This is a genomic window from Edwardsiella ictaluri ATCC 33202 (assembly GCF_000264785.1).
In the GTDB taxonomy this organism is placed as follows: domain Bacteria; phylum Pseudomonadota; class Gammaproteobacteria; order Enterobacterales; family Enterobacteriaceae; genus Edwardsiella; species Edwardsiella ictaluri.
In genome coordinates this window covers 1-25,976 of record NZ_AFJI01000021.1, presented here as the reverse complement: position 1 = coordinate 25,976, position 25,976 = coordinate 1, and the positions used below count along the sequence as shown (strand labels likewise).

Genomic DNA, 25,976 nt, shown 5'->3' with positions numbered 1-25,976 from the left:
GTAATCGATAGCCAGCAATAACACCAGAAAAAGGGCGCTACAGCGCCCTTTTTCACGGCGTTTTGTCGCCTGTCGCTGGTTATTTTGCATCCGGCCTTGCTTCCTAGCCAGATCTAAGTATAATGCGCGGGCTGCCTAATATTGACAGCCTGATTTCGATCAGCGGCGGCGCGTTCCGCCAAACAATACTCCCGATATGGGGGTTATGAAATGAACGATTACACTCCCCCGTCAATCGAAATGGGTGCGAGGAGTAATTTTCTGCGTTTATAAAATAATTGGAGCTCTGGTCTCATGCAGAACCAAAGAATCCGTATCCGCCTGAAAGCATTTGATCATCGTCTGATCGATCAATCAACCGCGGAAATCGTCGAGACTGCCAAGCGCACTGGTGCGCAGGTTCGTGGTCCGATCCCGCTGCCGACCCGCAAAGAGCGCTTTACCGTTCTGATCTCTCCGCACGTTAACAAAGACGCGCGCGATCAGTACGAAATCCGCACTCACAAGCGTCTGGTTGACATCGTTGAGCCAACCGAGAAAACCGTTGATGCTCTGATGCGTCTGGATCTGGCTGCCGGTGTAGACGTGCAGATCAGCCTGGGTTAATCAGGACATTGAGCGATTGAGAGGTTGAAACAATGATTGGTTTAGTCGGGAAAAAAGTGGGTATGACCCGCATCTTCACTGAAGATGGCGTTTCTATCCCTGTAACCGTTATCGAAATCGAAGCAAACCGCGTTACTCAGGTCAAAGATCTGGACAACGACGGCTACCGCGCCATCCAGGTTACCACTGGTAGCAAAAAAGCTAACCGTGTAACCAAACCTGAAGCGGGTCACTTCGCGAAAGCTGGCGTTGAAGCCGGCCGCGTTCTGCGTGAATTCCGTCTGTCTGAAGGTGAAGAGTTCACCATCGGTCAGAACATCTCCGTAGAAATCTTCGCTGACGTTAAAAAAGTAGACGTTACCGGTATCTCCAAAGGTAAAGGTTTCGCCGGCACCGTTAAGCGCTGGAACTTCCGTACCCAGGACGCTACTCACGGTAACTCCCTGTCTCACCGCGTACCGGGTTCTATCGGTCAGAACCAGACTCCGGGCAAAGTGTTCAAGGGTAAGAAAATGGCAGGTCAGCTGGGTAACGAGCGTGTAACCGTTCAGAGCCTGGACGTAGTACGTGTTGACGCTGAGCGCAACCTGCTGCTGGTTAAAGGTGCAGTCCCGGGTGCTACCGGTGGCGACCTGATCGTTAAACCAGCTGTGAAGGCGTGAGGAGATAGCAATGGAATTAGTATTGAAAGACGCGCAAAGCGCGCTGACTGTTTCCGAAACTACCTTCGGTCGTGATTTCAACGAAGCGCTGGTTCACCAGGTTGTTGTGGCTTATGCAGCCGGTGCCCGTCAGGGTACTCGTGCTCAGAAGACCCGTGCTGAAGTTACTGGCTCTGGTAAAAAACCATGGCGCCAGAAAGGCACCGGCCGTGCGCGTTCTGGCTCTATCAAGAGTCCGATCTGGCGCTCTGGTGGCGTGACCTTCGCTGCTCGTCCGCAGGATCACAGTCAAAAAGTTAACAAAAAGATGTACCGCGGCGCGCTGAAAAGCATCCTGTCCGAACTGGTACGTCAAGATCGTCTGATCGTCGTCGAGAAGTTCTCTGTTGAAGCGCCGAAAACCAAGCTGCTGGCACAGAAACTGAAAGACATGGCGCTGGACGATGTGCTGATTGTAACCAGCGAAGTCGACGAGAACCTGTTCCTGGCCGCTCGCAACCTGTTTAAGGTTGATGTACGCGACGTAGCAGGCATCGACCCGGTTAGCCTGATCGCCTTCGACAAAGTGGTGATGACTGCTGATGCTGTTAAGCAAGTTGAGGAGATGCTGGCATGATCCGTGAAGAACGTCTGCTGAAAGTACTGCGCGCGCCGCACGTTTCTGAAAAAGCGTCTATGGCGATGGAAAAGAACAACACCATCGTTCTCAAAGTTGCTACAGATGCAACCAAAGCAGAAATCAAAGCCGCAGTTAAGAAACTGTTCGAAGTTGAAGTTGACACCGTTCGCACCCTGGTTGTTAAAGGGAAAGTGAAGCGTCACGGTCAGCGTATCGGTCGTCGTAGCGACTGGAAAAAAGCTTACGTCACCCTGAAAGAAGGCCAGAATCTGGACTTCATCGGCGGCGCAGAGTAAGTCGGAGGAGTAGCGAACAATGGCAATTGTTAAATGTAAACCGACATCTCCGGGTCGTCGCCACGTTGTTAAAGTGGTTAACCCTGAGCTGCACAAGGGCAAACCGTTCGCCCCGCTGCTGGAGAAAAACAGCAAGACCGGTGGTCGTAACAACAACGGCCGCATTACCACCCGTCATATCGGTGGTGGTCACAAACAGCAGTATCGTCTGATTGACTTCAAACGCAATAAAGACGGTATCCCGGCTGTTGTTGAGCGTCTGGAGTACGATCCGAACCGTTCCGCGAATATCGCGCTGGTTCTGTACAAAGACGGCGAACGCCGTTATATCCTGGCGGCGAAAGGCCTGAAAGCTGGCGATCAGATTCAGTCTGGCGTTGATGCTGCAATCAAAGCGGGTAACACCCTGCCGATGCGCAATATCCCGGTTGGTTCTACCGTTCATAACGTAGAAATGAAGCCGGGTAAAGGCGGCCAGCTGGCGCGTTCCGCTGGTGCTTACGTTCAGATCGTTGCACGCGATGGTGCCTATGTCACCCTGCGTCTACGTTCTGGCGAAATGCGTAAAATCCCGGCTGACTGCCGCGCCACTCTGGGCGAAGTCGGTAACGCTGAGCATATGCTGCGCGTTCTGGGTAAAGCAGGTGCTGCACGCTGGCGTGGTGTTCGTCCGACCGTTCGCGGTACTGCGATGAACCCGGTAGACCACCCGCACGGTGGTGGTGAAGGTCGTAACTTTGGTAAGCACCCGGTAACCCCGTGGGGCGTTCAGACCAAAGGTAAGAAGACCCGCAGCAATAAGCGTACTGATAAATTCATCGTACGTCGCCGTAGTAAAAAATAATTAGAGGATAAACCATGCCACGTTCTCTCAAGAAAGGTCCTTTTATTGACCTGCACTTGCTGAAGAAGGTAGAGAAAGCGGTGGAAAGCGGAGACAAAAAGCCACTTAAGACTTGGTCCCGTCGTTCAACGGTCTTTCCAAACATGATCGGTTTGACCATCGCTGTCCATAATGGTCGTCAGCACGTTCCGGTATTTGTCGTCGATGAAATGGTCGGCCACAAACTGGGTGAATTCGCGCCGACTCGTACTTATCGCGGCCATGCGGCTGATAAAAAAGCCAAAAAGAAATAAGGTAGGAGGAAGAGATGGAAACTATTGCTAAGCATTGCCATGCTCGCTCTTCTGCTCAGAAGGTTCGCCTGGTGGCTGACCTGATCCGCGGTAAGAAAGTGTCACAGGCTCTGGAAGTTCTGACCTACACCAACAAGAAAGCGGCTGTACTGGTCAAAAAGGTTCTGGAATCTGCCATTGCTAACGCAGAACACAACGATGGCGCTGACATCGATGATCTGAAAGTATCCAAGATCTTCGTCGACGAAGGCCCGACCATGAAGCGCATCATGCCGCGTGCAAAAGGTCGCGCTGATCGTATCCTGAAGCGCACCAGCCACATTACTGTGGTTGTGTCCGATCGCTGAGACTCTGGAGACTAGCAATGGGTCAGAAAGTACATCCTAATGGTATTCGCCTGGGTATTGTGAAGCCTTGGAACTCTACCTGGTATGCGAATACTAAAGAATTCGCTGACAACCTGGACAGCGACTTTAAAGTTCGTCAGTTCCTGAACAAAGAGCTGGAAAAAGCGTCTGTTTCTCGCATCGTTATCGAGCGTCCGGCGAAGAGCATCCGTGTGACCATTCACACCGCTCGCCCGGGTATCGTTATCGGTAAGAAAGGCGAAGACGTAGAAAAACTGCGCAAGGGCGTTGCAGAGATTGCAGGCGTACCGGCACAGATTAACATCGCCGAAGTGCGTAAACCGGAACTGGATGCCAAGCTGGTGGCTGACAGCATCACTTCACAGCTGGAACGTCGCGTTATGTTCCGTCGTGCTATGAAGCGTGCTGTACAGAACGCTATGCGTCTGGGCGCTAAAGGTATCAAAGTTGAAGTCAGCGGCCGCCTGGGCGGTGCTGAGATCGCGCGTACCGAATGGTACCGTGAAGGTCGTGTTCCGCTGCACACGCTGCGTGCGGACATCGACTACAACACCTCTGAAGCGCACACCACTTATGGTGTAATCGGCGTTAAGGTATGGATCTTCAAAGGTGAGATCCTGGGTGGTATGGCTGCTGTTGAACAACCGGAAAAACCGGCTGCTCAGCCTAAGAAGCAGCAGCGTAAAGGCCGCAAGTAAGGAGAGTCGCTGATGTTACAACCTAAGCGTACAAAATTCCGTAAAGTGCATAAAGGCCGTAACCGCGGTCTGGCGCAGGGTACGGATGTTAGCTTCGGCACTTTCGGTCTGAAAGCTGTTGGCCGTGGCCGTTTGACTGCCCGCCAAATCGAAGCAGCACGTCGTGCTATGACCCGTGCTGTTAAGCGTCAGGGTAAAATCTGGATCCGCGTGTTCCCGGACAAGCCGATCACGGAAAAACCGCTGGCCGTTCGTATGGGTAAAGGTAAAGGTAACGTTGAGTACTGGGTAGCCCTGATTCAGCCGGGTAAAGTCCTGTACGAAATGGACGGTGTGCCTGAAGAGCTGGCCCGTGAGGCCTTCAAACTGGCAGCAGCGAAACTGCCTATCAAAACCACCTTTGTAACTAAGACGGTGATGTAATGAAAGCAAACGAGCTGCGTGAGAAGAGTGTTGAAGAGCTGAACACCGAGCTGCTGAATCTGCTGCGCGAAGAGTTTAATCTGCGCATGCAGGCGGCGGGCGGCCAGCTGCAACAGTCTCACCTGTTGAAGCAAGTGCGTCGTAATATCGCACGTGTAAAGACTTTACTGAACGAGAAGGCGGGTGCGTAATGACCGATAAAATCCGTACTCTGCAAGGTCGCGTAGTTAGCAACAAAATGGAGAAATCCATGGTTGTTGCTATCGAGCGCATGGTGAAGCACCCGATCTACGGTAAATTCATCAAGCGTACGACCAAACTGCACGTACATGACGAGAACAACGAATGCGGTATCGGTGACGTGGTTGAAATCCGCGAATGCCGTCCGCTGTCCAAGACCAAATCCTGGACGCTGGTTCGCGTTGTAGAGAAAGCTGTTCTGTAATACAGTACACTCTCTCAGCAATGATAAACGGCTCAGATTTTGAGCCGTTTATTTTTTCTACCCATATTCTGGAAGCAGTGTTATAATGCTGCGCCCTCAATTATGGGGATTTTTAACGGCCCACACTGGGTCTCGAAGTAGTAGTTGACATTAGCGGAGCACTGAAATGATCCAAGAACAGACTATGCTGAACGTCGCCGATAACTCCGGCGCGCGTCGCGTAATGTGTATCAAGGTTCTGGGTGGCTCGCACCGTCGCTACGCAGGCATCGGCGATATCATCAAGATCACCATCAAGGAAGCAATTCCGCGTGGTAAGGTCAAAAAAGGTGATGTGCTGAAGGCGGTAGTGGTGCGCACCAAGAAGGGTGTACGTCGCCCTGACGGATCTGTCGTTCGCTTTGACGGCAATGCTTGTGTACTGTTGAACAACAACAGTGAGCAGCCGATCGGTACGCGTATTTTTGGGCCGGTGACACGTGAACTGCGTTCTGAAAAGTTCATGAAAATCATCTCTCTGGCACCAGAAGTACTCTAAGGAGCGAATCCATGGCAGCGAAAATCCGTCGTGATGACGAAGTAATCGTGCTGACCGGCAAAGATAAAGGTAAGCGCGGTAAAGTAAAAAACGTCCTGTCTTCTGGTAAAGTTGTCGTTGAAGGCATCAACCTGGTTAAGAAACATCAGAAGCCGGTTCCGGCCCTGAATCAACCGGGTGGCATCGTTGAAAAAGAAGCCGCTATTCAGGTTTCCAACGTTGCAATCTTCAATGCGGCGACCAGTAAAGCGGACCGTGTAGGCTTTCGGTTTGAAGACGGTAAAAAAGTCCGTTTCTTCAAGTCCAATGGCGAAACTATCAAGTAATTTGGAGTAGTACGATGGCGAAACTGCATGATTACTACAAAGACGAAGTAGTTAAAAAGCTCATGACTGAGTTTAACTACAATTCTGTCATGCAAGTCCCTCGGGTCGAGAAGATCACCCTGAACATGGGTGTTGGTGAAGCGATCGCTGACAAGAAACTGCTGGATAACGCAGCAGCTGACCTGACAGCAATCTCCGGTCAAAAACCGCTGATCACCAAAGCACGCAAATCTGTTGCAGGCTTCAAAATCCGTCAGGGCTATCCGATCGGCTGTAAAGTAACTCTGCGTGGCGAACGCATGTGGGAGTTCTTTGAGCGTCTGATCTCTATTGCTGTACCGCGTATTCGTGACTTCCGTGGCCTGTCCGCGAAGTCTTTCGACGGCCGTGGTAACTACAGCATGGGCGTACGTGAGCAGATTATCTTCCCAGAAATCGACTATGACAAAGTCGATCGCGTTCGTGGTTTGGACATCACCATTACCACTACTGCGAAATCTGACGAAGAAGGCCGTGCGCTGCTGACTGCTTTTAACTTCCCGTTCCGCAAGTAAGGTAGGGTTACTAATGGCTAAGCAATCCATGAAAGCACGCGAAGTCAAGCGCGTGAAATTAGCTGATAAGTTCTTTGCCAAACGCGTTGAACTGAAAGCGATCATCTCTGATGTCAACGTATCCGACGAAGATCGTTGGAATGCGGTACTTAAGCTGCAGACTCTGCCGCGTGATTCCAGCCCGAGCCGTCAGCGTAATCGCTGCCGCCAAACTGGCCGTCCGCACGCTTTCCTGCGTAAGTTCGGGTTGAGCCGTATCAAGGTCCGTGAAGCCGCTATGCGCGGTGAAATTCCGGGTCTGAAAAAGGCTAGCTGGTAATTGTCACCAATTGAATCACGGGAGTAAAGACAGATGAGCATGCAAGATCCGATCGCGGATATGCTGACCCGTATCCGTAACGGTCAGGCCGCGAACAAAGTTGCGGTCACCATGCCTTCCTCCAAGCTGAAAGTGGCAATTGCCAACGTGCTGAAGGAAGAAGGTTTTATTGAAGATTTCAAAATCGAAGGCGACGCCAAGCCTGTTCTGGAACTGGTACTGAAGTACTTCCAGGGCAAGCCGGTAGTAGAAAGCATTCAGCGTATCAGCCGCCCTGGTCTGCGCATCTATAAGAAAAAAGATGAGCTGCCGAAAGTTATGGCCGGTCTGGGTATCGCAGTTGTTTCTACCTCTAAAGGTGTCATGACTGATCGTGCTGCCCGCCAAGCTGGCCTGGGTGGCGAGATTATCTGCTACGTAGCGTAATCGGAGGAAAGAATGTCTCGTGTTGCAAAAGCACCCGTCGTCATTCCTGCCGGCGTAGAGGTAAAACTCAACGGTCAGGTTATTTCGATCAAGGGTAAAAACGGCGAGCTGACTCGTACTATCAACGACGCTGTTGAAATTAAGCATGCTGATAACGCACTGACCTTTGGTCCGCGCGACGGCTTCGTGGACGGCTGGGCCCAGGCGGGTACCGCGCGTGCACTGCTGAACTCAATGGTTATCGGTGTTACCGAAGGCTTCACTAAGAAGCTGCAGCTGGTAGGTGTTGGTTATCGTGCAGCAGTTAAAGGCAACGTGGTGAATCTGGCCCTGGGCTTCTCTCACCCTGTTGACCATGAGCTGCCGGCAGGCATCACTGCTGAATGTCCGTCTCAGACTGAAATCGTGCTGAAAGGCGCTGATAAGCAGCTGATCGGTCAGGTTGCAGCGGATCTGCGCGCTTACCGTCGTCCTGAGCCGTACAAAGGCAAAGGTGTCCGTTACGCCGACGAAGTCGTGCGTACCAAAGAGGCTAAGAAGAAGTAAGGTAACACTATGGATAAGAAATCTGCTCGTATCCGTCGTGCGACCCGCGCACGCCGCAAGCTCAAAGAGCTGGGTGCAACTCGCCTGGTGGTACATCGTACCCCGCGTCACATCTACGCACAGGTTATTGCCCCGAATGGTTCTGAAGTCCTGGTTGCCGCTTCTACCGTAGAAAAAGCAATCAGTGAACAACTGAAATACACTGGGAACAAAGAAGCCGCAGCAGCTGTAGGTAAAGCTATCGCTGAACGCGCGCTGGAAAAAGGCGTCAAGGACGTGTCCTTCGACCGCTCTGGTTTCCAATATCATGGTCGTGTCCAGGCACTGGCAGATGCTGCCCGTGAAGCTGGCCTTCAGTTCTAAGGTAGAGGTGTAAGATGTCGCACATCGAAAAACAAGCTGGCGAACTGCAGGAAAAGCTGATCGCGGTAAATCGCGTATCTAAGACTGTTAAAGGTGGCCGTATTTTTAGCTTCACCGCACTGACTGTAGTGGGTGATGGCAACGGTCGCGTCGGTTTTGGCTACGGCAAAGCCCGTGAAGTTCCGGCAGCGATCCAGAAAGCGATGGAGAAAGCCCGTCGTAACATGATCAACGTCGCGCTAAACAGCGGCACCCTGCAGCACCCGGTTAAGGGCGCTCACACGGGTTCTCGTGTGTTCATGCAGCCGGCTTCTGAAGGTACCGGTATCATCGCCGGTGGTGCAATGCGCGCCGTCCTGGAAGTCGCTGGAGTTCGTAACGTTCTGGCTAAAGCATATGGTTCCACCAACCCGATTAACGTGGTTCGTGCAACTATCGACGGTCTGGAAAGTATGAAATCTCCGGAAATGGTCGCTGCCAAGCGTGGTAAATCCGTTGAAGAAATTCTGGGGTAATAGACCATGGCAAAGACTATCAAAATTACTCAAACCCGCAGTGCGATCGGCCGTCTGCCGAAACATAAGGCAACGCTGCTTGGCCTGGGTCTGCGTCGCATCGGTCACACCGTAGAGCGTGAGGATACTCCTGCCGTTCGTGGTATGATCAACGCGGTTTCCTACATGGTTAAAGTTGAGGAGTAACAGATGCGTTTGAATACTCTGTCTCCGGCCGAAGGCTCCAAGCACGCTTCCAAGCGTCTGGGTCGTGGTATCGGTTCTGGCCTGGGTAAAACCGGCGGCCGTGGTCACAAAGGTCAGAAGTCTCGTTCTGGCGGTGGCGTACGTCGCGGTTTCGAAGGTGGCCAGATGCCGCTGTACCGTCGTCTGCCGAAGTTTGGCTTCACCTCTCGTAAAGCGATGGTGACTGCTGAAATTCGTCTGTCTGAGATCGCGCTGATCGAAGGCGACGTTATCGACCTGAACGTGCTGAAAGCGGCTAACGTTATTGGTCCGCAGATCGAATTCGCCAAAGTTATGCTGTCTGGTGAAATCAATCGTGCAGTAACCCTGCGCGGTCTGCGTGTGTCCAAAGGCGCACGTGCTGCGATTGAAGCTGCTGGCGGTAAAATCGAGGAATAAGTAGCAGATGGCTAAACAACCGGGATTAGATTTTCAAAGTGCCAAGGGTGGACTGGGCGAGCTCAAGCGCAGACTGTTGTTTGTTATTGGGGCGCTGATTGTTTTCCGTATTGGCTCTTTTATTCCGATCCCTGGTATTGATGCCGCTGTACTTGCCAAACTGCTCGAGCAACAGCAGGGCACCATCATCGACATGTTTAATATGTTCTCTGGTGGTGCTCTGAGCCGTGCTTCTATCTTTGCTCTGGGGATCATGCCGTATATTTCGGCGTCGATCATTATCCAGTTGCTGACGGTGGTTCATCCCACCCTGGCGGAAATAAAGAAAGAAGGGGAGGCTGGCCGTCGCAAGATTAGTCAGTACACTCGTTACGGTACGCTGGTGCTGGCCATATTTCAGTCGATCGGTATTGCTACCGGTTTGCCGAATATGCCTGGAATGCAGGGCCTGGTGATTAATCCGGGCTTTGCTTTCTACTTCACTGCGGTTGTGAGCTTGGTTACCGGAACGATGTTCCTGATGTGGCTGGGCGAACAGATTACTGAACGTGGTATCGGTAACGGTATCTCAATCATTATCTTCGCAGGGATTGTGGCGGGTCTTCCGCCGGCGATTGGCCATACCATCGAGCAAGCGCGGCAGGGCGACCTGCACTTCCTTCTGTTGCTGTTGGTTGCAGTTTTAGTATTCGCAGTAACCTTCTTCGTTGTTTTCGTGGAGCGTGGTCAGCGTCGTATCGTCGTTAACTATGCCAAACGTCAGCAAGGTCGTCGTGTTTACGCAGCACAGAGCACACATTTGCCGTTGAAAGTGAATATGGCAGGGGTTATCCCGGCAATCTTCGCTTCCAGCATCATTCTGTTCCCGGCCACGATCGCATCTTGGTTTGGGGGCGGTACAGGTTGGAACTGGCTGACTACAATTTCGCTGTATTTGCAGCCTGGGCAACCGCTTTATGTGTTACTCTATGCGTCTGCAATCATCTTCTTCTGTTTCTTTTACACGGCGTTGGTTTTCAACCCGCGTGAAACAGCGGATAACCTGAAGAAGTCCGGTGCATTTGTACCAGGAATTCGTCCGGGAGAGCAAACGGCGAAGTACATCGATAAGGTAATGACCCGTCTGACTCTGGTTGGTGCGCTGTACATTACATTTATCTGCCTGATCCCGGAGTTCATGCGTGATGCGATGAAAGTACCATTCTATTTCGGTGGTACCTCACTACTCATCGTAGTAGTTGTCATCATGGACTTTATGGCTCAAGTGCAAACTCTGATGATGTCTAGTCAGTACGAGTCTGCATTGAAGAAAGCGAACCTGAAAGGCTATAACCGCTAATCCAGGTGAGTTTGAGAAGTTACGGAGAGTAAAATGAAAGTTCGTGCTTCCGTCAAGAAATTATGCCGTAACTGCAAAATCGTTAAGCGCAACGGTGTTGTGCGTGTGATTTGCAGCGTAGAACCGAAGCATAAACAGCGTCAAGGCTGATTATCTCGCATATTTTTCTTGCAAAGTTGGGTTGAGCTGGCTAGATTAGCCAGCCAATCTTTTGTTTGTTGCAACGGCACCATTTGAGTATCCTGAAAACGGGCTTTTCAGAGTAGTGTCGTCGTATATTAATCTAGGAGTGCATAGTGGCCCGTATAGCAGGCATTAACATTCCTGATCAAAAGCATACCGTGATCGCGCTGACCGCGATCTTCGGCATCGGCAAAACCCGTTCACAGGCTATCTGCGCCGCTGCGGGCATTGCTGAAAATGTTAAGATCAGTGAGCTGTCTGAAGAGCAAATCGAAACGCTGCGTGACGAAGTCGCCAAATACACCGTAGAAGGCGATCTGCGTCGTGAAGTTACCCTGAGCATCAAGCGTCTGATGGACATTGGTTGCTATCGTGGTTTGCGTCATCGTCGTGGTCTGCCGGTTCGCGGTCAGCGTACTAAGACCAACGCACGTACCCGCAAGGGTCCGCGTAAACCGATCAAGAAATAGTCGGGGTGATTGAACAATGGCAAAAGCACCAATTCGTGCACGTAAGCGCGTAAGAAAGCAAGTATCTGACGGTGTGGCTCACATCCATGCTTCTTTCAACAACACCATCGTTACCATTACTGATCGTCAGGGTAACGCACTGGGTTGGGCAACAGCCGGTGGTTCCGGTTTCCGTGGTTCTCGTAAGTCCACTCCGTTTGCCGCTCAGGTTGCAGCAGAGCGCTGCGCTGAAGCTGTAAAAGAGTACGGTATCAAGAATCTGGAAGTTATGGTTAAAGGACCGGGTCCGGGTCGCGAATCTACCATCCGCGCACTGAACGCGGCCGGTTTCCGCATCACGAACATCACTGATGTGACTCCGATCCCTCATAACGGTTGTCGTCCGCCGAAGAAACGTCGCGTATAACGTCGTTTCTCGGATAGTTGGAGAAAGAAAATGGCAAGATATTTGGGTCCTAAGCTCAAGCTGAGCCGTCGTGAGGGCACCGACCTGTTCCTGAAGTCAGGTGTACGCGCGATCGATTCCAAGTGTAAAATTGAACAGGCACCAGGCCAGCACGGTGCGCGCAAGCCGCGTCTGTCTGACTACGGTGTTCAGTTGCGTGAGAAGCAAAAAGTTCGTCGTATCTACGGCGTCTTGGAGCGTCAGTTCCGTAACTACTATAAAGAAGCAGCACGTCTGAAAGGCAACACCGGTGAAAACCTGTTGGCTCTGCTGGAAGGTCGTCTGGACAACGTTGTTTACCGCATGGGCTTTGGCGCTACCCGCGCAGAAGCACGTCAGCTGGTTAGCCATAAGGCTATCGTAGTAAACGGGCGCGTTGTTAACATCGCTTCTTATCAGGTATCTCCGAATGACGTAGTCAGCGTCCGTGAGAAAGCGAAGAAGCAGTCTCGCGTTAAAGCCGCTCTGGAGCTGGCTGAGCAGCGTGAAAAGCCGACTTGGCTGGAAGTTGATGCTGCTAAAATGGAAGGTGTGTTCAAGCGTCAGCCTGAACGTTCCGACCTGTCTGCGGACATTAACGAACACCTGATCGTCGAGCTTTACTCCAAGTAAAGCTTAGTACCAAAGAGAGGACACAATGCAGGGTTCTGTGACAGAGTTTCTAAAACCGCGCCTGGTAGATATCGAGCAACTGAGTTCGACGCACGCCAAGGTGACCCTTGAGCCGTTAGAGCGTGGCTTTGGCCATACTCTTGGTAACGCACTGCGCCGTATTCTGCTTTCATCTATGCCGGGTTGCGCGGTGACCGAGGTTGAGATTGATGGTGTACTGCACGAGTACAGCACCAAAGAAGGCGTACAGGAAGATATCCTGGAAATCCTGCTCAACCTGAAAGGGCTGGCGGTGAAAGTTCAAGGCAAAGATGAAGTAATTCTTACCCTGAATAAATCTGGCATTGGCCCTGTGACTGCAGCCGACATTACCCATGATGGTGATGTCGAAATCGTCAAGCCGCACCATGTAATCTGTCATCTGACTGATGAAAACGCATCTATTAATATGCGTATCAAAGTTCAGCGTGGTCGTGGTTATGTGCCGGCATCTGCCCGAATTCATTCGGAAGAAGATGAGCGCCCGATCGGCCGTCTGTTGGTCGACGCCTGCTACAGCCCTGTAGAGCGTATTGCCTACAATGTTGAAGCAGCGCGCGTTGAACAGCGTACCGACTTGGACAAGCTGGTCATCGAGATGGAAACCAACGGTACCATTGACCCGGAAGAGTCAATTCGCCGTGCGGCAACTATCCTGGCTGAACAACTTGAAGCTTTCGTTGACCTGCGTGATGTACGTCAGCCGGAAGTGAAAGAAGAGAAGCCAGAGTTCGATCCGATCCTGCTGCGCCCTGTTGACGATCTGGAATTGACTGTCCGCTCTGCGAACTGCCTGAAGGCAGAAGCTATCCACTACATCGGTGATCTGGTACAGCGTACCGAGGTTGAGTTGCTGAAAACGCCGAACCTGGGTAAAAAATCTCTTACTGAGATTAAAGACGTGCTGGCCTCTCGCGGCCTCTCTCTGGGCATGCGCCTGGAAAATTGGCCGCCGGCAAGTATCGCTGACGAGTAACTGGATCACAGGTTAAGGTTTTACTGAGAAGGATAAGGTCATGCGCCATCGTAAGAGTGGTCGTCAACTGAACCGCAACAGCAGCCATCGCCAGGCTATGTTCCGCAACATGGCCGGTTCTCTGGTTCGTCATGAGATCATCAAGACGACCCTGCCGAAAGCGAAAGAGCTGCGTCGCGTGGTTGAGCCGCTGATTACTCTTGCCAAGACCGACAGCGTTGCTAACCGTCGTCTGGCATTCGCCCGTACTCGTGATAACGAGATCGTGGCAAAACTGTTTAACGAGCTGGGCCCGCGCTTCGCGAGCCGTGCCGGTGGCTACACTCGCATTCTGAAGTGTGGCTTCCGTGCAGGCGACAACGCGCCGATGGCTTACATCGAGCTGGTTGATCGTTCTGCATCTGAAGCAGAAGCTGCAGCAGAGTAATCTGCTAATGCATAGGAAAGCCGGGCCTTGGCCCGGTTTTTTTATTGTCTGAATTCCGCCCCGCTTTATTTTCCCACCGTCTGGCTTTACCCTGCATACAGATACCTAACCGGAATCACTATGTCGATTATTGATGACTGGCCTGAACGCCATATCGCCGCCGCTCAGGCACGCGGTGAGCTCTTTGCGCTGCCTGGCGAGGGAAGACCGCTGATCCTGGACGATGATAGCCGTATTCCTGCCGGGCTGCGATCCGACATTCTTCTGCTCAAGAATGCGGGCTGCCAGCCGTCGTTGCTGGATATGCTACAGGAGATCGACGGCGATCATCCCGACTATCGTGTGCTGAGTAAACGACTGACACTGCTGGAGCTGAACCTGCAGCAGGTCAGCATAGATATCACTTTTTTGCGCGGTATCTACGGCGAGCCGCAGCGGCGGCAGTTGATACCAACGGGAGAGTAGCCATGTACCGTATCGGTCAACTGGCGAAGCTGGCCGGCGTAACGCCGGATACTATCCGCTATTATGAAAAGCAGCAGATGATGGTTCACGAGGTGCGTACCGAGGGCGGTTATCGTCTATACGGCGACACTGATTTGCAGCGCCTGCGCTTTATTCGTTATGCTAAACGTCTAGGGCTATCGTTGGAGGCCATTCGGGAGCTGCTCTCTATCCGGGTCGATCCAGCTCACCATACGTGTCAGGAGTCGAAGTCTATCGTCGATCGGCGCCTGCGCGAGGTGGAGAGTAAGCTGCAAGAGCTGGAGTATATGCGAGACTCCCTGCAGCGCTTGAGTGATGCCTGCTGTGGCACGGCGCACAGCAGCGCCTACTGCTCTATCCTGGAGGCGCTGGAGGCGGGGGCAGAGGCGTTTTTACCCCGCGTGGATTTGCGTGGTCACTTTACTCCGCAGTCGGATAGCTAAGCAGGGAGGACGGCAGAAGAGCCTGTCGCCGGTATGTCAGGTGTATTTGTCTTTCAGCTGTGCCTTAAGCAATTCACGGATTTCCGTTAGCAGTACCGCTTCTGCGCTGGGTGCCGGCGGCGTTTCTGCCGTCTTTTGGCGCCGCAGTTTGTTTATCGGCTTGATCGCCATAAAAATGGCGAATGTGACGATGATAAAGTCAAAGATAGCCTGTATGAACTGACCATAGTTGGCTACCAAGGCTGGGGTGCTGCCGATCGCCTTGCGCATCACTCAGTGAAACTGTTTAAAGCCGGTGCCACCGATCAATAGCCTGAGCAGCGGCATGATCACATCCCCGCTCCGCGGGGATACGATTTTACCGAATACGGCAGCGATGATAACCCCGAAGGCCATATCCACGACCTTACCGCACATGGCAAACTCACGAAACTCTTTAAGTAGCCTCATAACTATCGCCAAACCACATTATTCATACTGCAAGTGTAATCACTTGCCGCCCCTTTGCTAGAAGACGAGCATCAAGATGCTTCAGTGTCGCCAGAAACTGGGGAAGAACAGCACCAGCATGGTCATGACCTCGAGTCGCCCAAGCAGCATGCCGAGCGACAGAGCCCACTTGGCAACGTCGGGTAGCGGAGCGAAGTTGCCGCTGGGACCGATGAGAGGCCCCATTCCTGGGCCGACGTTGGCCATCGCGCTCATGGCACCGGTGATCGAAGAAAGAGCATCAACACCGCACAGCCCGAGGATGGCGGCAATCAACATAGTGATCGCAATAAACGCCATCATAAAGGCGATCACCGAGCGGCTAACTTCGTTGGTGATAGGACGGTTGTTATAGCGACGTGGAAAAACGGCATTCGGGTGGATCAGTTTGCGCACCTCAATATGCAGGCTTTCGAAACCAATCTGCACTCGGAACATCTTGATCCCGCCGGCAGTAGAGCCGGAGCAGCCCCCCAACAGCATCAAAGAGGCAAACAGTACCGTGGTGAATGGCGTCCACTGATCGAAATTACCCAGAGAGTAGCCTGTGGTCGACAGGATATTGATCAAATTGAAAAATGCGATGCGCAGGCTATCTTCAAAATCAAAGATGTGTTTATGCCATAGCCACAGCGTGAGGATCAGTCCGACAACCAGTACGAAGCGACTGAAACCGACCAATTGCTGGTCGCGCATCAGGGTTCTGAGACTGCGCTGACGCAGCGCCTGTACGAACAGCAGAAATGGCAGAGATCCGAGGAACATAAATAGGATTGCGTTCCACTGCGCCAGCACGGAGTACGCGGCCATGGATTTATCATTGGTTGAAAATCCGCCGGTAGAGATGGTTGCGAAGGCATGGTTGACCGCATCGAAGTTGCTCATCCCTGCGTAGCGATAGCCGAGGTAGCAGAGGAACGTCAGCACCGCATAGACCGCCATGATGCTTTTGGCGACGTCTTTCATCCGCGGCGAGGATTTTTCTGACCAGTCTGAGGATTCGGTATGGAACAGGCGCATACCGCCGACGTCCAGAAACGGCAGAATGGCGACCGCCATCACGATAAACCCGACGCCGCCCATCCACTGCAGCAGTGAGCGCCACAGTAAGACGCTGGGTTCCATCTGGTTCAGATTGGACAGCACCGAAGAGCCGGTGGTGGTCAGCCCAGACATGGTTTCAAAGAAGGCATCAGTAAAGGTGATATGTTTGATGAACACAAAGGGCAGCGCGCCGAAGCAGCAGGCCGTCAGCCACGCCAGGGTCGTGGTCAGAAACATATCGCGGATACGCAGGTAGAATTTCTGGCTGCGACCTTGGGCGATCAAAAACAGGGCGATCAAGTGGGTGATGATCACCGCCTGCAGAAATTCGTAAACCCCACCGGTGCCAGTGAGCAGGGCATACAGCAGCGGCACGTACATCAGCAGCGCCACTTTGGATAGCATCATCCCAAGGATGTACAGCACGGAGCGATAGTTGAGCATAGCTGTAGTTACAAAAAGAAAGGACTTGGCTGAAACAGGCGCTCCACGTCGGATATAAATTTCTTGTCCGTCAGGAACATGATCACGTGATCTCCCTGTTCAATTTTGGACTCACGGCTGGCAATCAGCACGTCGTCCCCCCGTACGATGGCACCGATGGTGGTGCCTGGCGGCAGCTTAATCTCCTCTACTCGCCGTCCGACCACCTTCGAGGTGCTTTCGTCGCCGTGCGCGATGGCTTCAATCGCCTCCGCCACGCCGCGTCGCAGGGAGGAGACGCTAACGATATCCGCCTTGCGCACATGGCCGAGCAGAGCGGAAATGGTGGCCTGCTGCGGTGAGATGGCGATATCGATGACGCTGCCCTGTACCAGATCGACGTAGGCGCTGCGCTGAATCAGCACCATCACCTTTTTGGCGCCGAGGCGCTTGGCTAGCATGGCCGACATAATATTGGCCTCATCATCGTTGGTTAGGGCGATGAAAACATCCACCTGGTCGATGTGCTCTTCAGTCAGCAACTCCTGATCGGAGGCATCGCCGTAAAAGACGATGGTGTCATGCAACTTCTCGGCCAGCTCGGCCGCGCGCTGGGCGTTATGCTCAATCAGCTTGACACTGTAGTCTTTCTCCAGTCGCTGGGCCAGCCCGGCGCCGACGTTGCCGCCGCCGACGATCATGATACGTTTATAGGGTTTCTCCAGCCGTTGCAGCTCACTCATTACCGCCCGGATGTTATGCGATGCCGCGACAAAGAAAACCTCGTCGCCGGCCTCGATCACCGTGGACCCCTGCGGACGGATCGGCCGATCCTGACGGAAGATCGCCGCCACGCGCGTATCGATATGCGGCATATGCTCCTTCAGCGAGGTCAGGGCATTGCCCACCAACGGCCCGCCGTAATAGGCTTTGACCGCCACCAGGCTGACCTTACCCCCGGCAAAGTTCACCACCTGCAGCGCCCCGGGATATTCGATTAGCCGGTAGACATAGTCGGTGACCAGCTGTTCGGGTGCAATCAGGTGATCGATGGGAACCGCCTCTGGGTTGAACAACCGCTCGTGTTCGCGGATATATTCGGTCGAGCGGATGCGGGCGATCCGGTTTGGGGTGCTGAACAGGGAATAGGCGACCTGGCAGGCGATCATGTTGGTTTCGTCCGAGCTGGTCACGGCGACCAGCATATCGGCGTCGTCCGCACCGGCTTCACGTAGTACCCGCGGATGGGAACCATAGCCCTGCACGACGCGCAGATCGAACTTATCTTGTAGTTGACGCAGACGATCGCTGTTGGTGTCGACGATGGTGATATCGTTATTCTCACCTACCAGGTTTTCCGCTAGGGTACCCCCCACCTGGCCGGCACCTAAAATGATAATTTTCATGATGCTGTTCTCTGCTTGGCGAGCGCCGACCGCCTGGCGGGCGGCCTGCGGATTACGCTTTTATCAGCTTAGTGTAAAAGAAGCCGTCGCCCGCGTCGGGCCGCGGCAAAAACTGAAGGCCGGGCCGCTGTATATCGCCGGTGTCGCTCAGGCGCGCATCCGGGTGGCGCGACAGGAAGGTGAGGATCTGCTCCTGGTTTTCCTGCGGCAGAATGGAGCAGGTGGCGTAGACCATCACGCCGCCGGATTTCAAAAAAGGCCAGACGGCATCAATGATCTCGCGCTGCAGCGCGGCCAGCTCGGTGATATCGCTGTCGCGGCGCAGCCATTTAATGTCCGGATGGCGGCGAATGACGCCGGTCGCTGAACAGGGGGCGTCCAAGAGAATCCGGTCGAACTGCCGACCGCTGGCCCACTCGTCAGGGGTACGCCCATCGCCGCAGCGGATCTCGGCATGCTGCTGTAGCCGCTGCAGGTTTTCGCGCACCCGCTTGAGGCGGGTTTCATCGACGTCAACAGCCAATACGTGGGCCTTAGGCGCCGCCTCCAGGATATGGGTGGTTTTGCCGCCCGGCGCGCAGCACAGATCGAGGATCTGCTCGCTATCCTGCGGATCGAGCAGATCCACGCTGTGCTGTGCGCTGGCATCCTGCACCGTGACCCATCCGTGTTCGAATCCCGGTAGGCGTGTTACCGGCTGTGCCACCAGTAGACGGATGGCATCGGGGAAGTAGTCATGTGCCACCGCTTCAATGCCAGCCTGCTGTAACAGAGTGAGGTAGGCGTCGCGGGTATGATGGCGGCGATTAACACGCAACCACATCGGTGGACGCTGGTTATTGGCCTCGACAATCGCAGGCCATTGCTCCGGGTAGGCGTGTTGCAGACGCTTGAGCAACCATGAGGGGTGTAACCAGTGGCTAGCATGTTGCTGAGACTGAAGCAGTAGAGCCTCTTGTTGGCGCTGGAACTGGCGCAGCACGCCATTGATCAGCCCCTTGAGCTGCGGCCGTTTGAGGGCGGTTGCCCCATCGACCGTTTCGGCCAGGGCGGCATGGGGTGGGATACGGGTATACACGAGTTGATACAGGCCAACCATCAGCAGGTAATGAAGCGTACGTTGTTTGCCGGTCAGTACCTTGGCCATCAACTGTTGTAGGATCCACTCCAGCTGCGGCAATACGCGTAAGGTGCCGAAGCATAGCTCCTGTAACAGGGCGCGATCTTTTTCGCTGAGCGATTGGGCGGCGCTGGGCAGGACACTACTCAGAGATTGTCCCTGATCGAGGACAGCACTCAGCGTGCGGGCGGCGATAGCGCGCAGGTTATAGGACGTAGTTTTCATGGATGCAAGAGACCGTCGCTGCAAGTTAAGTCGAATATGGCCTGGAGTTTATCACGGATTGGGGCAGAAATGGCGCATTGGACACGCCGCGTCGGAGGGCGCTTTAGCGAGGTAGCCCGGCGTTCACCGGGCTAAGGATGCTTAGTCGAGGAGGGTTCCCGCGAGGAAACTCTCTTTGCGTGAGTTGAGCAGATCACGGGCGGCCATGCTTTTCTTACCGGCAGGCTGCAGCTGAGTTAACAACAGGATACCCTGGGCCGTCGCGACGGCGATCCCTTGCTTATCGGCCCCGACGATCGTGCCTGGCTGTGCGTCGCTCTCTTGATGAAGGACGTTTGCCCCCCAGACCTTCACCGGTTGTCCTTCCAGCATGAAGAAGCTGACAGGCCAAGGGTTGAAGGCTCGGACACAACGCGCTAACTGCTCGGCAGGGAGTTGCCAATCTAGGCGTGCCTCCTCCTTGCTCAGCTTCTCGGCGTAGCAGGCGAGTGCATCGTCCTGTTGCTGTGCCTGGGCACGGCCATCGGCGAGTTGAGCCAGTGTCGTTAGCAACCCTTGGGGACCCAGCGCGGACAGCTTATCGTACAGTGTGGCGCTGGTGTCGTCCTGGGTGATGAGGCAAGACAGCTTCAGAAGCATATCACCGGTATCCAGCCCGGCGTCCATCTGCATAATGGTGACGCCGGTTTCGCTATCGCCCGCCCATAGTGCCCGCTGGATTGGCGCCGCGCCGCGCCAGCGCGGCAGCAGAGAGCCGTGTACGTTAACACAGCCCAGGCGCGGCATATCCAGCACTGCCTGGGGCAGGATCAGCCCATAGGCGACCACGACCATGACATCGGCCTGCAGCGAGGCGACCAGGCGCTGATTTTCCTCTGGGCGCAGAGAGGCCGGCTGAAAGACCGGCAGATCATGCTGAAGCGCCAGGGCCTTGACCGGACTCGGCGTCAGCTTGTTACCGCGTCCTGACGGCCGATCTGGCTGGGTAAAGACGCCGACGATCTGATGATCCGAGGCCAGGAGCGCCTCAAGATGGCGGGCGGCAAAATCGGGCGTACCCGCAAAAATGATACGAAGCGAATGAGACACGGGAGTATCCTGCCTTGGGTTAGTTAACGGCGCGGGCCTGTTGCTTATACAGCTTTTCCAGCTTTTGACGGATGCGCTGACGTTTCAGCGGTGACAGATAGTCAATAAACAGCTTACCCATCAGGTGATCCATCTCGTGCTGAATGCAGATTGCCAGCAGACCGTCGGTCTCCAGCTCAAAGGACTTGCCGTCGCGATCCAAGGCGCGCACTTTGATGTTTTCAGCGCGGGTCACCAGCGCCCGCTGTTCAGGAACGGAGAGACATCCTTCTTCGATACCGGCCTCCCCGTCATGCTGCAGCAGCTCCGGGTTGATCAATACCAGGCGCTGATCGCGATTCTCTGACACGTCAATGACGATAATACGCTGATGAATGTCCACCTGCGTCGCGGCGAGGCCAATGCCCTCTTCCGCGTACATGGTCTCGAACATATCGTCTACAATACGCTGGATTTCGGGCGTAACTTCGTGTACCGGCTTAGCAATAGTGCGAAGCCGCTCATCGGGGAAATGTAATACCTGCAATACCGCCATAAATCTCTTTAAACGTCCTCTGAGCTAGGGAATGATTTTCACTCCTATTCTAGACAGTTCTCCCCCTGATTGACAGTATTGTTCACCTATTGAACACATCGGCCGATAGCCGCGGGAGCGCAATGGAGGGTCTCGAAATCTGGCTGCGTCTCGCGCAGGTTCGCGGGCTGGGGGCGCCCCGCATTGTTAACGCGGCGCGGATATTGGCGCAGCAGGGCGTATCGGCACAGGGGATGGCGTCCGGCGGGCTGACCTCTGCACAGCAGCGGCAGTTTCATGGCGCCACGGGTATCGTTGAGGCGATGGCGTGGTTGGATGGCGGTCGAGGGGTGATGCTGACACTGGCCGACAGTACCTACCCCGATCGCCTGCGCCAGATCGCTGGCGCCCCTGCGCTGCTGTTTGTTTGTGGCGATCCCCGCCTGCTGTCAACGGCGGCGCTGGCCATTGTCGGCAGTCGTGCGCCCAGCCGCTATGGCGATAGTCAGGCGCAGTTTTTTGCCCGCGTGCTGGCGGCGAGCGGATTGACGATCGTCAGCGGCCTCGCGCTGGGGATCGACGGGCTGGCGCACCGCGGCGCACTGTCGGCGCAGGGAAAGACCATCGCGGTGCTGGGCAGTGGGCCGGACTGCGTGGCGCCGCGGACGCACCGCTGGCTGGCGCAGGCCATTCTAGAGGCGGACGGCGCGCTGGTGTCCGAGTTTTTTCCAGGGACAGAGGCACGCCCCGCCTATTTCCCGCAGCGTAACCGTATCATCAGTGGGTTGAGTCTGGGGGTGCTGGTGGTCGAGGCGACGCTGCGCAGCGGCTCGTTGATCACGGCGCGGCTGGCATTGGATCAGGGGCGGGAGGTGTTCGCCATTCCCGGCTCGCTAGACAGCCCGCAGAGTGCAGGGTGCCATTGGCTGATCCAGCAGGGCGCGTCTCTTATTGCGGCGCCGGCGGATATCCTTGAGCAGCTGAACAGCTCGCTGCATTGGTTGGCACCGCTCACAGAAGGGAATATTTCTGCCGGTGAAGACGATGCTCAATTGCCATTTGCCGAGGTGTTGGCTAACGTAGGGGATGAGGTGACAACCGTTGACGCTGTCGCCGAACGCATCGGTCGATCTGTGCCAGACGTAGCAGTAGCCCTGCTCGAACTGGAGTTAGCAGGATGGATTAAGGTAGTGTCCGGCGGCTATGTCCGTGTGAAGAGGGCTGGCCATGTTCGATGTACTCATGTATCTGTTTGAGACCTATATCCACACGACGGCCGGGATGCACATCGATCAGGATAAGCTAACTGACGATTTGACCAGCGCGGGCTTTGAACGTGGGGATATCTTTCGGGCGCTGAACTGGCTGGAAAAGCTGGCGATGATGCAGGAAGAGGGTGATGTAGTTCTGCCGGTGGACGATCCGCATGCGTTGCGCCTCTACACCGCGGATGAAATGGCCTGCTTGGACAGTGAGTGCCGTGGATTCCTGCTGTTCTTGGAGCAGATTCAGCTATTGACGCCGGAGATCCGTGAGATGGTTATCGATCGGGTGATGGCGCTGGAGATCGAGCAGTTTGAGCTGGACGATCTGAAGTGGGTGGTGCTGATGGTGCTGTTTAACGCGCCGGGACATGAGCACACCTACCGGCAGATGGAAGAGCTGCTTTTTGAGGTTCATGAAGGCTACCTGCATTGAGCGGGGGGCCAGTTCGTTTATTGAAAGAAATAAGATTATGACGCAAGGCCCATTATTTGGTGCCAAGAAAAGTGAGCCATGCCCCGAGTGCGGCGCCGAACTGGTGATCCGCAGCGGTAAGCATGGCCCTTTTCTGGGCTGTTCCCGCTATCCTGCCTGCCAGTATATCCGTGCGCTGAAGTCGGCCGACGGACATATTGTTAAGGTGCTTGAGGGACAGCGATGTCCGCTGTGTGGCGATGTGCTGGTGCTGCGTCAGGGGCGCTACGGTATGTTTATCGGGTGCCACGGTTATCCTCAGTGTGAACATACTGAGGCTATCGATAAGCCGGATGAGATGCAGTTAGCGTGTCCCCAGTGTGGCAAGGGTAACCTGCTGCAGCGCCGCTCGCGCTACGGTAAAATATTCTATGCCTGTGAGCGCTACCCAGACTGTCAGTTCAGCGTGAGTTTGAAACCCGTCGCCGGTGTCTGTCCACATTGCCACTACCCGCTCTTGGTGGAAAAGAAAAGCGCAGGCGGCGTGCGTCGCTATTGCGCCAGCAAGCTGTGCGGGAAAGTGGTAGAGCCGCCTGACGGTATCCCGACAGATCAATAATAAAGAAGCTATGGATAAAGAACTGAGTGACTCATTGGCCGCCGCAGTGGCGGCCCTGCGCCAGCAGCGTGTTATTGCCTATCCCACGGAGGCGGTCTTCGGCCTAGGGTGCGATCCGGACAGCGAGCCTGCGGTGCAGGCGCTATTGGGTCTTAAGCAGCGCCCATGGGACAAAGGGCTGATTCTTATTGCGGCTGATTATCAGCAGCTATTGCCTTATGTCTGCGACGAGGCGTTGCAGGGGGAGCGCCGCGCTGCCGTTTTCTCCCACTGGCCTGGGCCGGTGACCTGGGTAATGCCTGCCCGGGCGGATACGCCGCGCTGGCTGACCGGACGCTTTAGCACGCTGGCCGTGCGAGTCAGCGCGCATCCGCAGGTTCAGCAGCTATGCCGCTCCTACGGCAAACCTTTGGTTTCGACCAGTGCCAACCTCAGCGGGCTGCCCCCCTGCCGTACGGCCGCCGAGGTGCGTCAACAGTTTGGCTCGGCTTTTCCAGTGCTGGATGCGCCGGTTGGCGGGCGCCAAAACCCATCAGAAATCCGCGATGCACTGAGCGGTGAACTGTTACGTCAGGGGTAAGCGATGCAGCAATTTGCCGTTTTTGGTCACCCGATAAAGCACAGCCAGTCGCCGCGTATCCATCGGCTCTTTGCTCAACAAACCGGCATTGCGCTCAGCTATGAGGCGATGCTGGCGCCGCTGGATGATTTCCCCGCCTTTGCCATGGCCTTTTTTCAGCAGGGCGGGCGGGGCGCTAACGTCACGACTCCCTTTAAAGAGCAGGCTTGGCAGATGGCGGATGTCTTGACGCCGCGGGCCCGTCTGGCCGGCGCGGTGAATACGCTGCATTGGCAAAACGCTCGTCTGCTGGGGGATAACACGGACGGGGTTGGGCTGGTCAGTGATTTACATCGGCTAGCGATGATCGGTGATGCGAGTCGGGTTTTGCTGCTGGGCGCCGGTGGGGCCGCTCGCGGCGTGATCCTACCGCTGCTGGAACAGGGGTGCCGGATCGCGCTGGCTAATAGAACCCATGCCCGGGCACAGGCGCTGGCCGCTGCATTCCAGGCACAGGGGGCGATTGAGGCATTACCCTATGACGCGCTTGGCACCCACACTTTCGATCTCATTATTAACGCGACCGCCTCAGGGCTGCAGGGTGAGCTACCACCGCTGCCGCGCTCGATCATTCGCCCGGATTGCGCCTGTTATGACATGTTTTATCGTGCGGGGGCGACGCCGTTTCTGGCCTGGGTTCAGCAGCAGGGCGCGGTACGCTTGGCTGATGGCTTCGGCATGCTGGTGGCGCAGGCGGCACACGCCTTCTCGCTGTGGCATGGCATCATGCCGCAGATAGCGCCGGTGCTGATACAGCTACGCCAGGAGCCGGTGGGATGAATCAGTCGATCCTCTTTCCCGAACTGGAGCAGTGGCAGGCGCCGTCATCGACCATCACCTTTCCGGCGATGGTCAACGGTTTTCAGGTCACCTGTGCTATTCGGCAGGCGGATCTGCAGGTCTTGGCCGCCCGCGTAGGTGCGGAGGAGGGGCATCAGGCGCCGCTGACGCTGTTTCAGGCCCTGCGCTGGCAGCTGGAGGAGTATGCCGAGCGAGAAATTATCGATGACGCGTATGACGATCAGGGCTGGGTGTGGATTTCCGCCTGTGAGAGATAGTCGTTCTTCCAGTTAACGTAGTTGTCGGCCGACTGGCGCAGCCCTGCCCGCTCCTGCGTCGTCAGTGGCCGGATTTGGCGAGCCGGGCTGCCCAGATATAAAAAGCCGCTCTCCAGCCCTTTTCCCGGAGGAACCAGACTTCCCGCGCCCAGAATGACCTCATCTTCTATCTGTACACCATCCAAAACGATGGCGCCCATACCGATCAGAACCCTATTGCCAATACAGCAACCGTGCAGCATCACCTTATGGCCAACAGTCACGTCGCTGCCGACAATGGTCGGGTGACCCTGGGTTGACGTGGAACGGTTGCCTACATGGATCACGCTGCCGTCTTGGATATTGCTGCGCTCGCCAATGACAATAGAGTTAACATCGCCACGGATCACGACCTGAGGCCAGATACTGACGTCGTCACCCAGCGTGACCTGTCCAATCACGGTTGCGGTTGCATCTATAAAGAGGCGTTCGCCTAAGGTCGGCATAAAAGAGAGATAGGGACGTACGGATAGAGACATGGTGACCGCCTGAAAAATGGAAGAGATGTTGGCGATACTAGCGCGCCGGTGGGGGAATTCAATCAATAACGCCTGCCGATATGTGGATAACTCTGTGTGTAATGAGGTATAAGCAGTTCAATTGCTGTGTAATGCGCCATTCGGTTCATTTGGGGCAAAATAGCGGTTGCGCCCGGTAAAACAGGCCCTATAATGCGCCTCCATCGACACGGCACATGTGAACAACATCACAGGATGAGCCGGGGAGAGTGAGAGAGAAACGGTAAATTAAACGTTGACACTCACTGAGG

42 protein-coding genes and 1 pseudogene are annotated in these 25,976 nt (G+C 54.8%); 36 read left to right on the top strand and 7 right to left on the bottom strand.

All coding sequences use genetic code 11. The annotated features are described in order from the left end of the window. The first annotated feature begins 294 nt into the window (after window positions 1-294). The 30 genes from rpsJ to zntR all read left to right on the top strand — a co-directional run bounded on the left by rpsJ (window position 295) and on the right by zntR (window position 14,885). The gene (gene rpsJ / locus EIEH_RS02390) at window positions 295-606 is read left to right on the top strand and encodes a 30S ribosomal protein S10 (protein WP_001181005.1); all 312 of its coding nucleotides are present in this window, start codon (window positions 295-297) and stop codon (window positions 604-606) included. Window positions 607-638: 32 nt separating this feature from the next. Next, a complete protein-coding gene (gene rplC, locus EIEH_RS02385) occupies window positions 639-1,268 on the top strand; it encodes a 50S ribosomal protein L3 (RefSeq protein ID WP_015872767.1) in 630 nt (209 codons plus the stop codon). Between the two features lie 10 nt (window positions 1,269-1,278). Next, window positions 1,279-1,884 carry a 50S ribosomal protein L4 gene (rplD, locus tag EIEH_RS02380; protein ID WP_012850030.1) on the top strand — a complete coding sequence of 202 codons (606 nt, stop codon included), beginning with the start codon at window positions 1,279-1,281 and terminating at the stop codon, window positions 1,882-1,884. After that, window positions 1,881-2,183: a 50S ribosomal protein L23 gene (gene rplW, locus EIEH_RS02375; protein WP_005290397.1), complete on the top strand. Its 303-nt coding sequence runs from the start codon at window positions 1,881-1,883 to the stop codon at window positions 2,181-2,183. The genes rplD and rplW overlap by 4 nt, the downstream gene beginning before the upstream one ends. A 19-nt stretch (window positions 2,184-2,202) precedes the next feature. After that, window positions 2,203-3,027 (top strand): 50S ribosomal protein L2, encoded by an 825-nt coding sequence (gene rplB, locus EIEH_RS02370; protein WP_012850029.1) that lies wholly within the window; start codon window positions 2,203-2,205, stop codon window positions 3,025-3,027. A gap of 14 nt (window positions 3,028-3,041) precedes the next feature. Continuing rightward, the gene (gene rpsS / locus EIEH_RS02365) at window positions 3,042-3,320 is read left to right on the top strand and encodes a 30S ribosomal protein S19 (RefSeq protein WP_005290393.1); all 279 of its coding nucleotides are present in this window, start codon (window positions 3,042-3,044) and stop codon (window positions 3,318-3,320) included. 14 nt (window positions 3,321-3,334) lie between these two features. Then, the gene (gene rplV / locus EIEH_RS02360) at window positions 3,335-3,667 is read left to right on the top strand and encodes a 50S ribosomal protein L22 (RefSeq protein ID WP_012850028.1); all 333 of its coding nucleotides are present in this window, start codon (window positions 3,335-3,337) and stop codon (window positions 3,665-3,667) included. Window positions 3,668-3,684: 17 nt separating this feature from the next. Continuing rightward, window positions 3,685-4,386, top strand: coding sequence for a 30S ribosomal protein S3 (gene rpsC, locus EIEH_RS02355; protein WP_005290389.1), 702 nt, complete (start codon window positions 3,685-3,687; stop codon window positions 4,384-4,386). A gap of 12 nt (window positions 4,387-4,398) precedes the next feature. Continuing rightward, window positions 4,399-4,809: a 50S ribosomal protein L16 gene (gene rplP / locus EIEH_RS02350; protein ID WP_005290387.1), complete on the top strand. Its 411-nt coding sequence runs from the start codon at window positions 4,399-4,401 to the stop codon at window positions 4,807-4,809. Then, a complete protein-coding gene (gene rpmC / locus EIEH_RS02345; RefSeq protein ID WP_005290385.1) occupies window positions 4,809-5,000 on the top strand; it encodes a 50S ribosomal protein L29 in 192 nt (63 codons plus the stop codon). Before rplP ends, rpmC begins: the two co-directional genes overlap by 1 nt. Continuing rightward, window positions 5,000-5,254: a 30S ribosomal protein S17 gene (gene rpsQ, locus EIEH_RS02340; RefSeq protein WP_012850026.1), complete on the top strand. Its 255-nt coding sequence runs from the start codon at window positions 5,000-5,002 to the stop codon at window positions 5,252-5,254. Before rpmC ends, rpsQ begins: the two co-directional genes overlap by 1 nt. Window positions 5,255-5,420: 166 nt before the next feature. Then, window positions 5,421-5,792: a 50S ribosomal protein L14 gene (rplN, locus tag EIEH_RS02335; protein WP_005290380.1), complete on the top strand. Its 372-nt coding sequence runs from the start codon at window positions 5,421-5,423 to the stop codon at window positions 5,790-5,792. Between the two features lie 11 nt (window positions 5,793-5,803). Further along, window positions 5,804-6,118: a 50S ribosomal protein L24 gene (gene rplX, locus EIEH_RS02330; RefSeq protein ID WP_015872765.1), complete on the top strand. Its 315-nt coding sequence runs from the start codon at window positions 5,804-5,806 to the stop codon at window positions 6,116-6,118. 14 nt (window positions 6,119-6,132) lie between these two features. Continuing rightward, the gene (rplE, locus tag EIEH_RS02325) at window positions 6,133-6,672 is read left to right on the top strand and encodes a 50S ribosomal protein L5 (RefSeq protein ID WP_012850024.1); all 540 of its coding nucleotides are present in this window, start codon (window positions 6,133-6,135) and stop codon (window positions 6,670-6,672) included. A 13-nt stretch (window positions 6,673-6,685) separates the two neighbouring features. Continuing rightward, window positions 6,686-6,991, top strand: a complete 306-nt coding sequence (gene rpsN / locus EIEH_RS02320; protein WP_015872764.1) for a 30S ribosomal protein S14 — start codon at window positions 6,686-6,688, stop codon at window positions 6,989-6,991. Between the two features lie 33 nt (window positions 6,992-7,024). Continuing rightward, window positions 7,025-7,417, top strand: a complete 393-nt coding sequence (rpsH, locus tag EIEH_RS02315; protein ID WP_005290373.1) for a 30S ribosomal protein S8 — start codon at window positions 7,025-7,027, stop codon at window positions 7,415-7,417. A 12-nt stretch (window positions 7,418-7,429) separates the two neighbouring features. After that, complete coding sequence (rplF, locus tag EIEH_RS02310) at window positions 7,430-7,963, top strand: 50S ribosomal protein L6 (RefSeq protein WP_012850021.1); 534 nt, start codon at window positions 7,430-7,432, stop codon at window positions 7,961-7,963. A gap of 9 nt (window positions 7,964-7,972) precedes the next feature. Next, window positions 7,973-8,326: a 50S ribosomal protein L18 gene (gene rplR / locus EIEH_RS02305; RefSeq protein ID WP_012850020.1), complete on the top strand. Its 354-nt coding sequence runs from the start codon at window positions 7,973-7,975 to the stop codon at window positions 8,324-8,326. 14 nt (window positions 8,327-8,340) lie between these two features. Next, complete coding sequence (gene rpsE / locus EIEH_RS02300) at window positions 8,341-8,841, top strand: 30S ribosomal protein S5 (RefSeq protein ID WP_005290366.1); 501 nt, start codon at window positions 8,341-8,343, stop codon at window positions 8,839-8,841. Window positions 8,842-8,847: 6 nt separating this feature from the next. Beyond that, window positions 8,848-9,027 (top strand): 50S ribosomal protein L30, encoded by a 180-nt coding sequence (rpmD, locus tag EIEH_RS02295; protein WP_005290362.1) that lies wholly within the window; start codon window positions 8,848-8,850, stop codon window positions 9,025-9,027. A gap of 3 nt (window positions 9,028-9,030) precedes the next feature. Next, window positions 9,031-9,465 (top strand): 50S ribosomal protein L15, encoded by a 435-nt coding sequence (rplO, locus tag EIEH_RS02290; protein ID WP_005290360.1) that lies wholly within the window; start codon window positions 9,031-9,033, stop codon window positions 9,463-9,465. Between the two features lie 7 nt (window positions 9,466-9,472). Next, window positions 9,473-10,804, top strand: coding sequence for a preprotein translocase subunit SecY (gene secY, locus EIEH_RS02285; RefSeq protein WP_005290357.1), 1,332 nt, complete (start codon window positions 9,473-9,475; stop codon window positions 10,802-10,804). A 33-nt stretch (window positions 10,805-10,837) separates the two neighbouring features. Beyond that, on the top strand, window positions 10,838-10,954 hold the full coding sequence (gene rpmJ / locus EIEH_RS17190; protein WP_008815462.1) for a 50S ribosomal protein L36: 117 nt from the start codon (window positions 10,838-10,840) through the stop codon (window positions 10,952-10,954). A gap of 146 nt (window positions 10,955-11,100) precedes the next feature. Next, window positions 11,101-11,457: a 30S ribosomal protein S13 gene (gene rpsM / locus EIEH_RS02280; protein ID WP_012850017.1), complete on the top strand. Its 357-nt coding sequence runs from the start codon at window positions 11,101-11,103 to the stop codon at window positions 11,455-11,457. 16 nt (window positions 11,458-11,473) lie between these two features. Continuing rightward, window positions 11,474-11,863 (top strand): 30S ribosomal protein S11, encoded by a 390-nt coding sequence (gene rpsK / locus EIEH_RS02275; protein WP_002919257.1) that lies wholly within the window; start codon window positions 11,474-11,476, stop codon window positions 11,861-11,863. A gap of 30 nt (window positions 11,864-11,893) precedes the next feature. After that, window positions 11,894-12,514, top strand: coding sequence for a 30S ribosomal protein S4 (rpsD, locus tag EIEH_RS02270; RefSeq protein ID WP_005290355.1), 621 nt, complete (start codon window positions 11,894-11,896; stop codon window positions 12,512-12,514). A 25-nt stretch (window positions 12,515-12,539) separates the two neighbouring features. Continuing rightward, a complete protein-coding gene (locus EIEH_RS02265; protein WP_005290354.1) occupies window positions 12,540-13,529 on the top strand; it encodes a DNA-directed RNA polymerase subunit alpha in 990 nt (329 codons plus the stop codon). A 40-nt stretch (window positions 13,530-13,569) separates the two neighbouring features. Then, window positions 13,570-13,956 (top strand): 50S ribosomal protein L17, encoded by a 387-nt coding sequence (gene rplQ, locus EIEH_RS02260; RefSeq protein WP_015872763.1) that lies wholly within the window; start codon window positions 13,570-13,572, stop codon window positions 13,954-13,956. A 120-nt stretch (window positions 13,957-14,076) separates the two neighbouring features. Beyond that, the gene (locus tag EIEH_RS02255) at window positions 14,077-14,421 is read left to right on the top strand and encodes a DnaJ family domain-containing protein (RefSeq protein WP_015872762.1); all 345 of its coding nucleotides are present in this window, start codon (window positions 14,077-14,079) and stop codon (window positions 14,419-14,421) included. Window positions 14,422-14,423: 2 nt separating this feature from the next. Further along, window positions 14,424-14,885, top strand: coding sequence for a Zn(2+)-responsive transcriptional regulator (gene zntR / locus EIEH_RS02250; protein WP_015872761.1), 462 nt, complete (start codon window positions 14,424-14,426; stop codon window positions 14,883-14,885). A 36-nt stretch (window positions 14,886-14,921) separates the two neighbouring features. Here the strand turns inward: zntR and mscL are convergent. The 6 genes and pseudogenes from mscL to def all read right to left on the bottom strand — a co-directional run bounded on the left by mscL (window position 14,922) and on the right by def (window position 21,216). Further along, window positions 14,922-15,335 (bottom strand): annotated as a pseudogene (gene mscL / locus EIEH_RS02245) (large-conductance mechanosensitive channel protein MscL). Between the two features lie 81 nt (window positions 15,336-15,416). Continuing rightward, window positions 15,417-16,862, bottom strand: a complete 1,446-nt coding sequence (locus tag EIEH_RS02240; protein ID WP_015872758.1) for a TrkH family potassium uptake protein — start codon at window positions 16,860-16,862, stop codon at window positions 15,417-15,419. Window positions 16,863-16,870: 8 nt separating this feature from the next. Then, window positions 16,871-18,247 carry a Trk system potassium transporter TrkA gene (trkA, locus tag EIEH_RS02235; protein ID WP_015872757.1) on the bottom strand — a complete coding sequence of 459 codons (1,377 nt, stop codon included), beginning with the start codon at window positions 18,245-18,247 and terminating at the stop codon, window positions 16,871-16,873. A gap of 52 nt (window positions 18,248-18,299) precedes the next feature. After that, entirely contained in the window at window positions 18,300-19,592 is a 1,293-nt protein-coding gene (gene rsmB, locus EIEH_RS02230) for a 16S rRNA (cytosine(967)-C(5))-methyltransferase RsmB (protein WP_015872756.1), read from the bottom strand. A gap of 141 nt (window positions 19,593-19,733) precedes the next feature. Continuing rightward, window positions 19,734-20,681: a methionyl-tRNA formyltransferase gene (fmt, locus tag EIEH_RS02225; protein ID WP_015872755.1), complete on the bottom strand. Its 948-nt coding sequence runs from the start codon at window positions 20,679-20,681 to the stop codon at window positions 19,734-19,736. A 19-nt stretch (window positions 20,682-20,700) separates the two neighbouring features. After that, window positions 20,701-21,216: a peptide deformylase gene (def, locus tag EIEH_RS02220; RefSeq protein WP_015872754.1), complete on the bottom strand. Its 516-nt coding sequence runs from the start codon at window positions 21,214-21,216 to the stop codon at window positions 20,701-20,703. 122 nt (window positions 21,217-21,338) lie between these two features. Here def and dprA point away from each other — a divergent pair, with 122 nt between their 5' ends. The 6 genes from dprA to EIEH_RS02190 are packed head-to-tail and all read left to right on the top strand — an operon-like array spanning window position 21,339 to window position 25,168. Continuing rightward, the gene (gene dprA / locus EIEH_RS02215) at window positions 21,339-22,451 is read left to right on the top strand and encodes a DNA-processing protein DprA (protein WP_015872753.1); all 1,113 of its coding nucleotides are present in this window, start codon (window positions 21,339-21,341) and stop codon (window positions 22,449-22,451) included. Then, on the top strand, window positions 22,423-22,893 hold the full coding sequence (locus EIEH_RS02210; protein WP_015462408.1) for a DUF494 family protein: 471 nt from the start codon (window positions 22,423-22,425) through the stop codon (window positions 22,891-22,893). The genes dprA and EIEH_RS02210 overlap by 29 nt, the downstream gene beginning before the upstream one ends. A gap of 37 nt (window positions 22,894-22,930) precedes the next feature. Beyond that, entirely contained in the window at window positions 22,931-23,491 is a 561-nt protein-coding gene (locus EIEH_RS02205) for a DNA topoisomerase family protein (RefSeq protein WP_015872752.1), read from the top strand. Window positions 23,492-23,501: 10 nt separating this feature from the next. Further along, a complete protein-coding gene (gene tsaC, locus EIEH_RS02200; RefSeq protein ID WP_015872751.1) occupies window positions 23,502-24,071 on the top strand; it encodes an L-threonylcarbamoyladenylate synthase type 1 TsaC in 570 nt (189 codons plus the stop codon). A 3-nt stretch (window positions 24,072-24,074) separates the two neighbouring features. Continuing rightward, window positions 24,075-24,890 carry a shikimate dehydrogenase gene (gene aroE, locus EIEH_RS02195; protein ID WP_015872750.1) on the top strand — a complete coding sequence of 272 codons (816 nt, stop codon included), beginning with the start codon at window positions 24,075-24,077 and terminating at the stop codon, window positions 24,888-24,890. Further along, window positions 24,887-25,168: a DUF1488 family protein gene (locus EIEH_RS02190; protein ID WP_015872749.1), complete on the top strand. Its 282-nt coding sequence runs from the start codon at window positions 24,887-24,889 to the stop codon at window positions 25,166-25,168. The genes aroE and EIEH_RS02190 overlap by 4 nt, the downstream gene beginning before the upstream one ends. Here the strand turns inward: EIEH_RS02190 and EIEH_RS02185 are convergent. Beyond that, window positions 25,132-25,686 carry a gamma carbonic anhydrase family protein gene (locus EIEH_RS02185; protein ID WP_015872748.1) on the bottom strand — a complete coding sequence of 185 codons (555 nt, stop codon included), beginning with the start codon at window positions 25,684-25,686 and terminating at the stop codon, window positions 25,132-25,134. The two genes, EIEH_RS02190 and EIEH_RS02185, sit on opposite strands and share 37 nt — an antisense overlap. Window positions 25,687-25,976 lie beyond the last annotated feature (290 nt).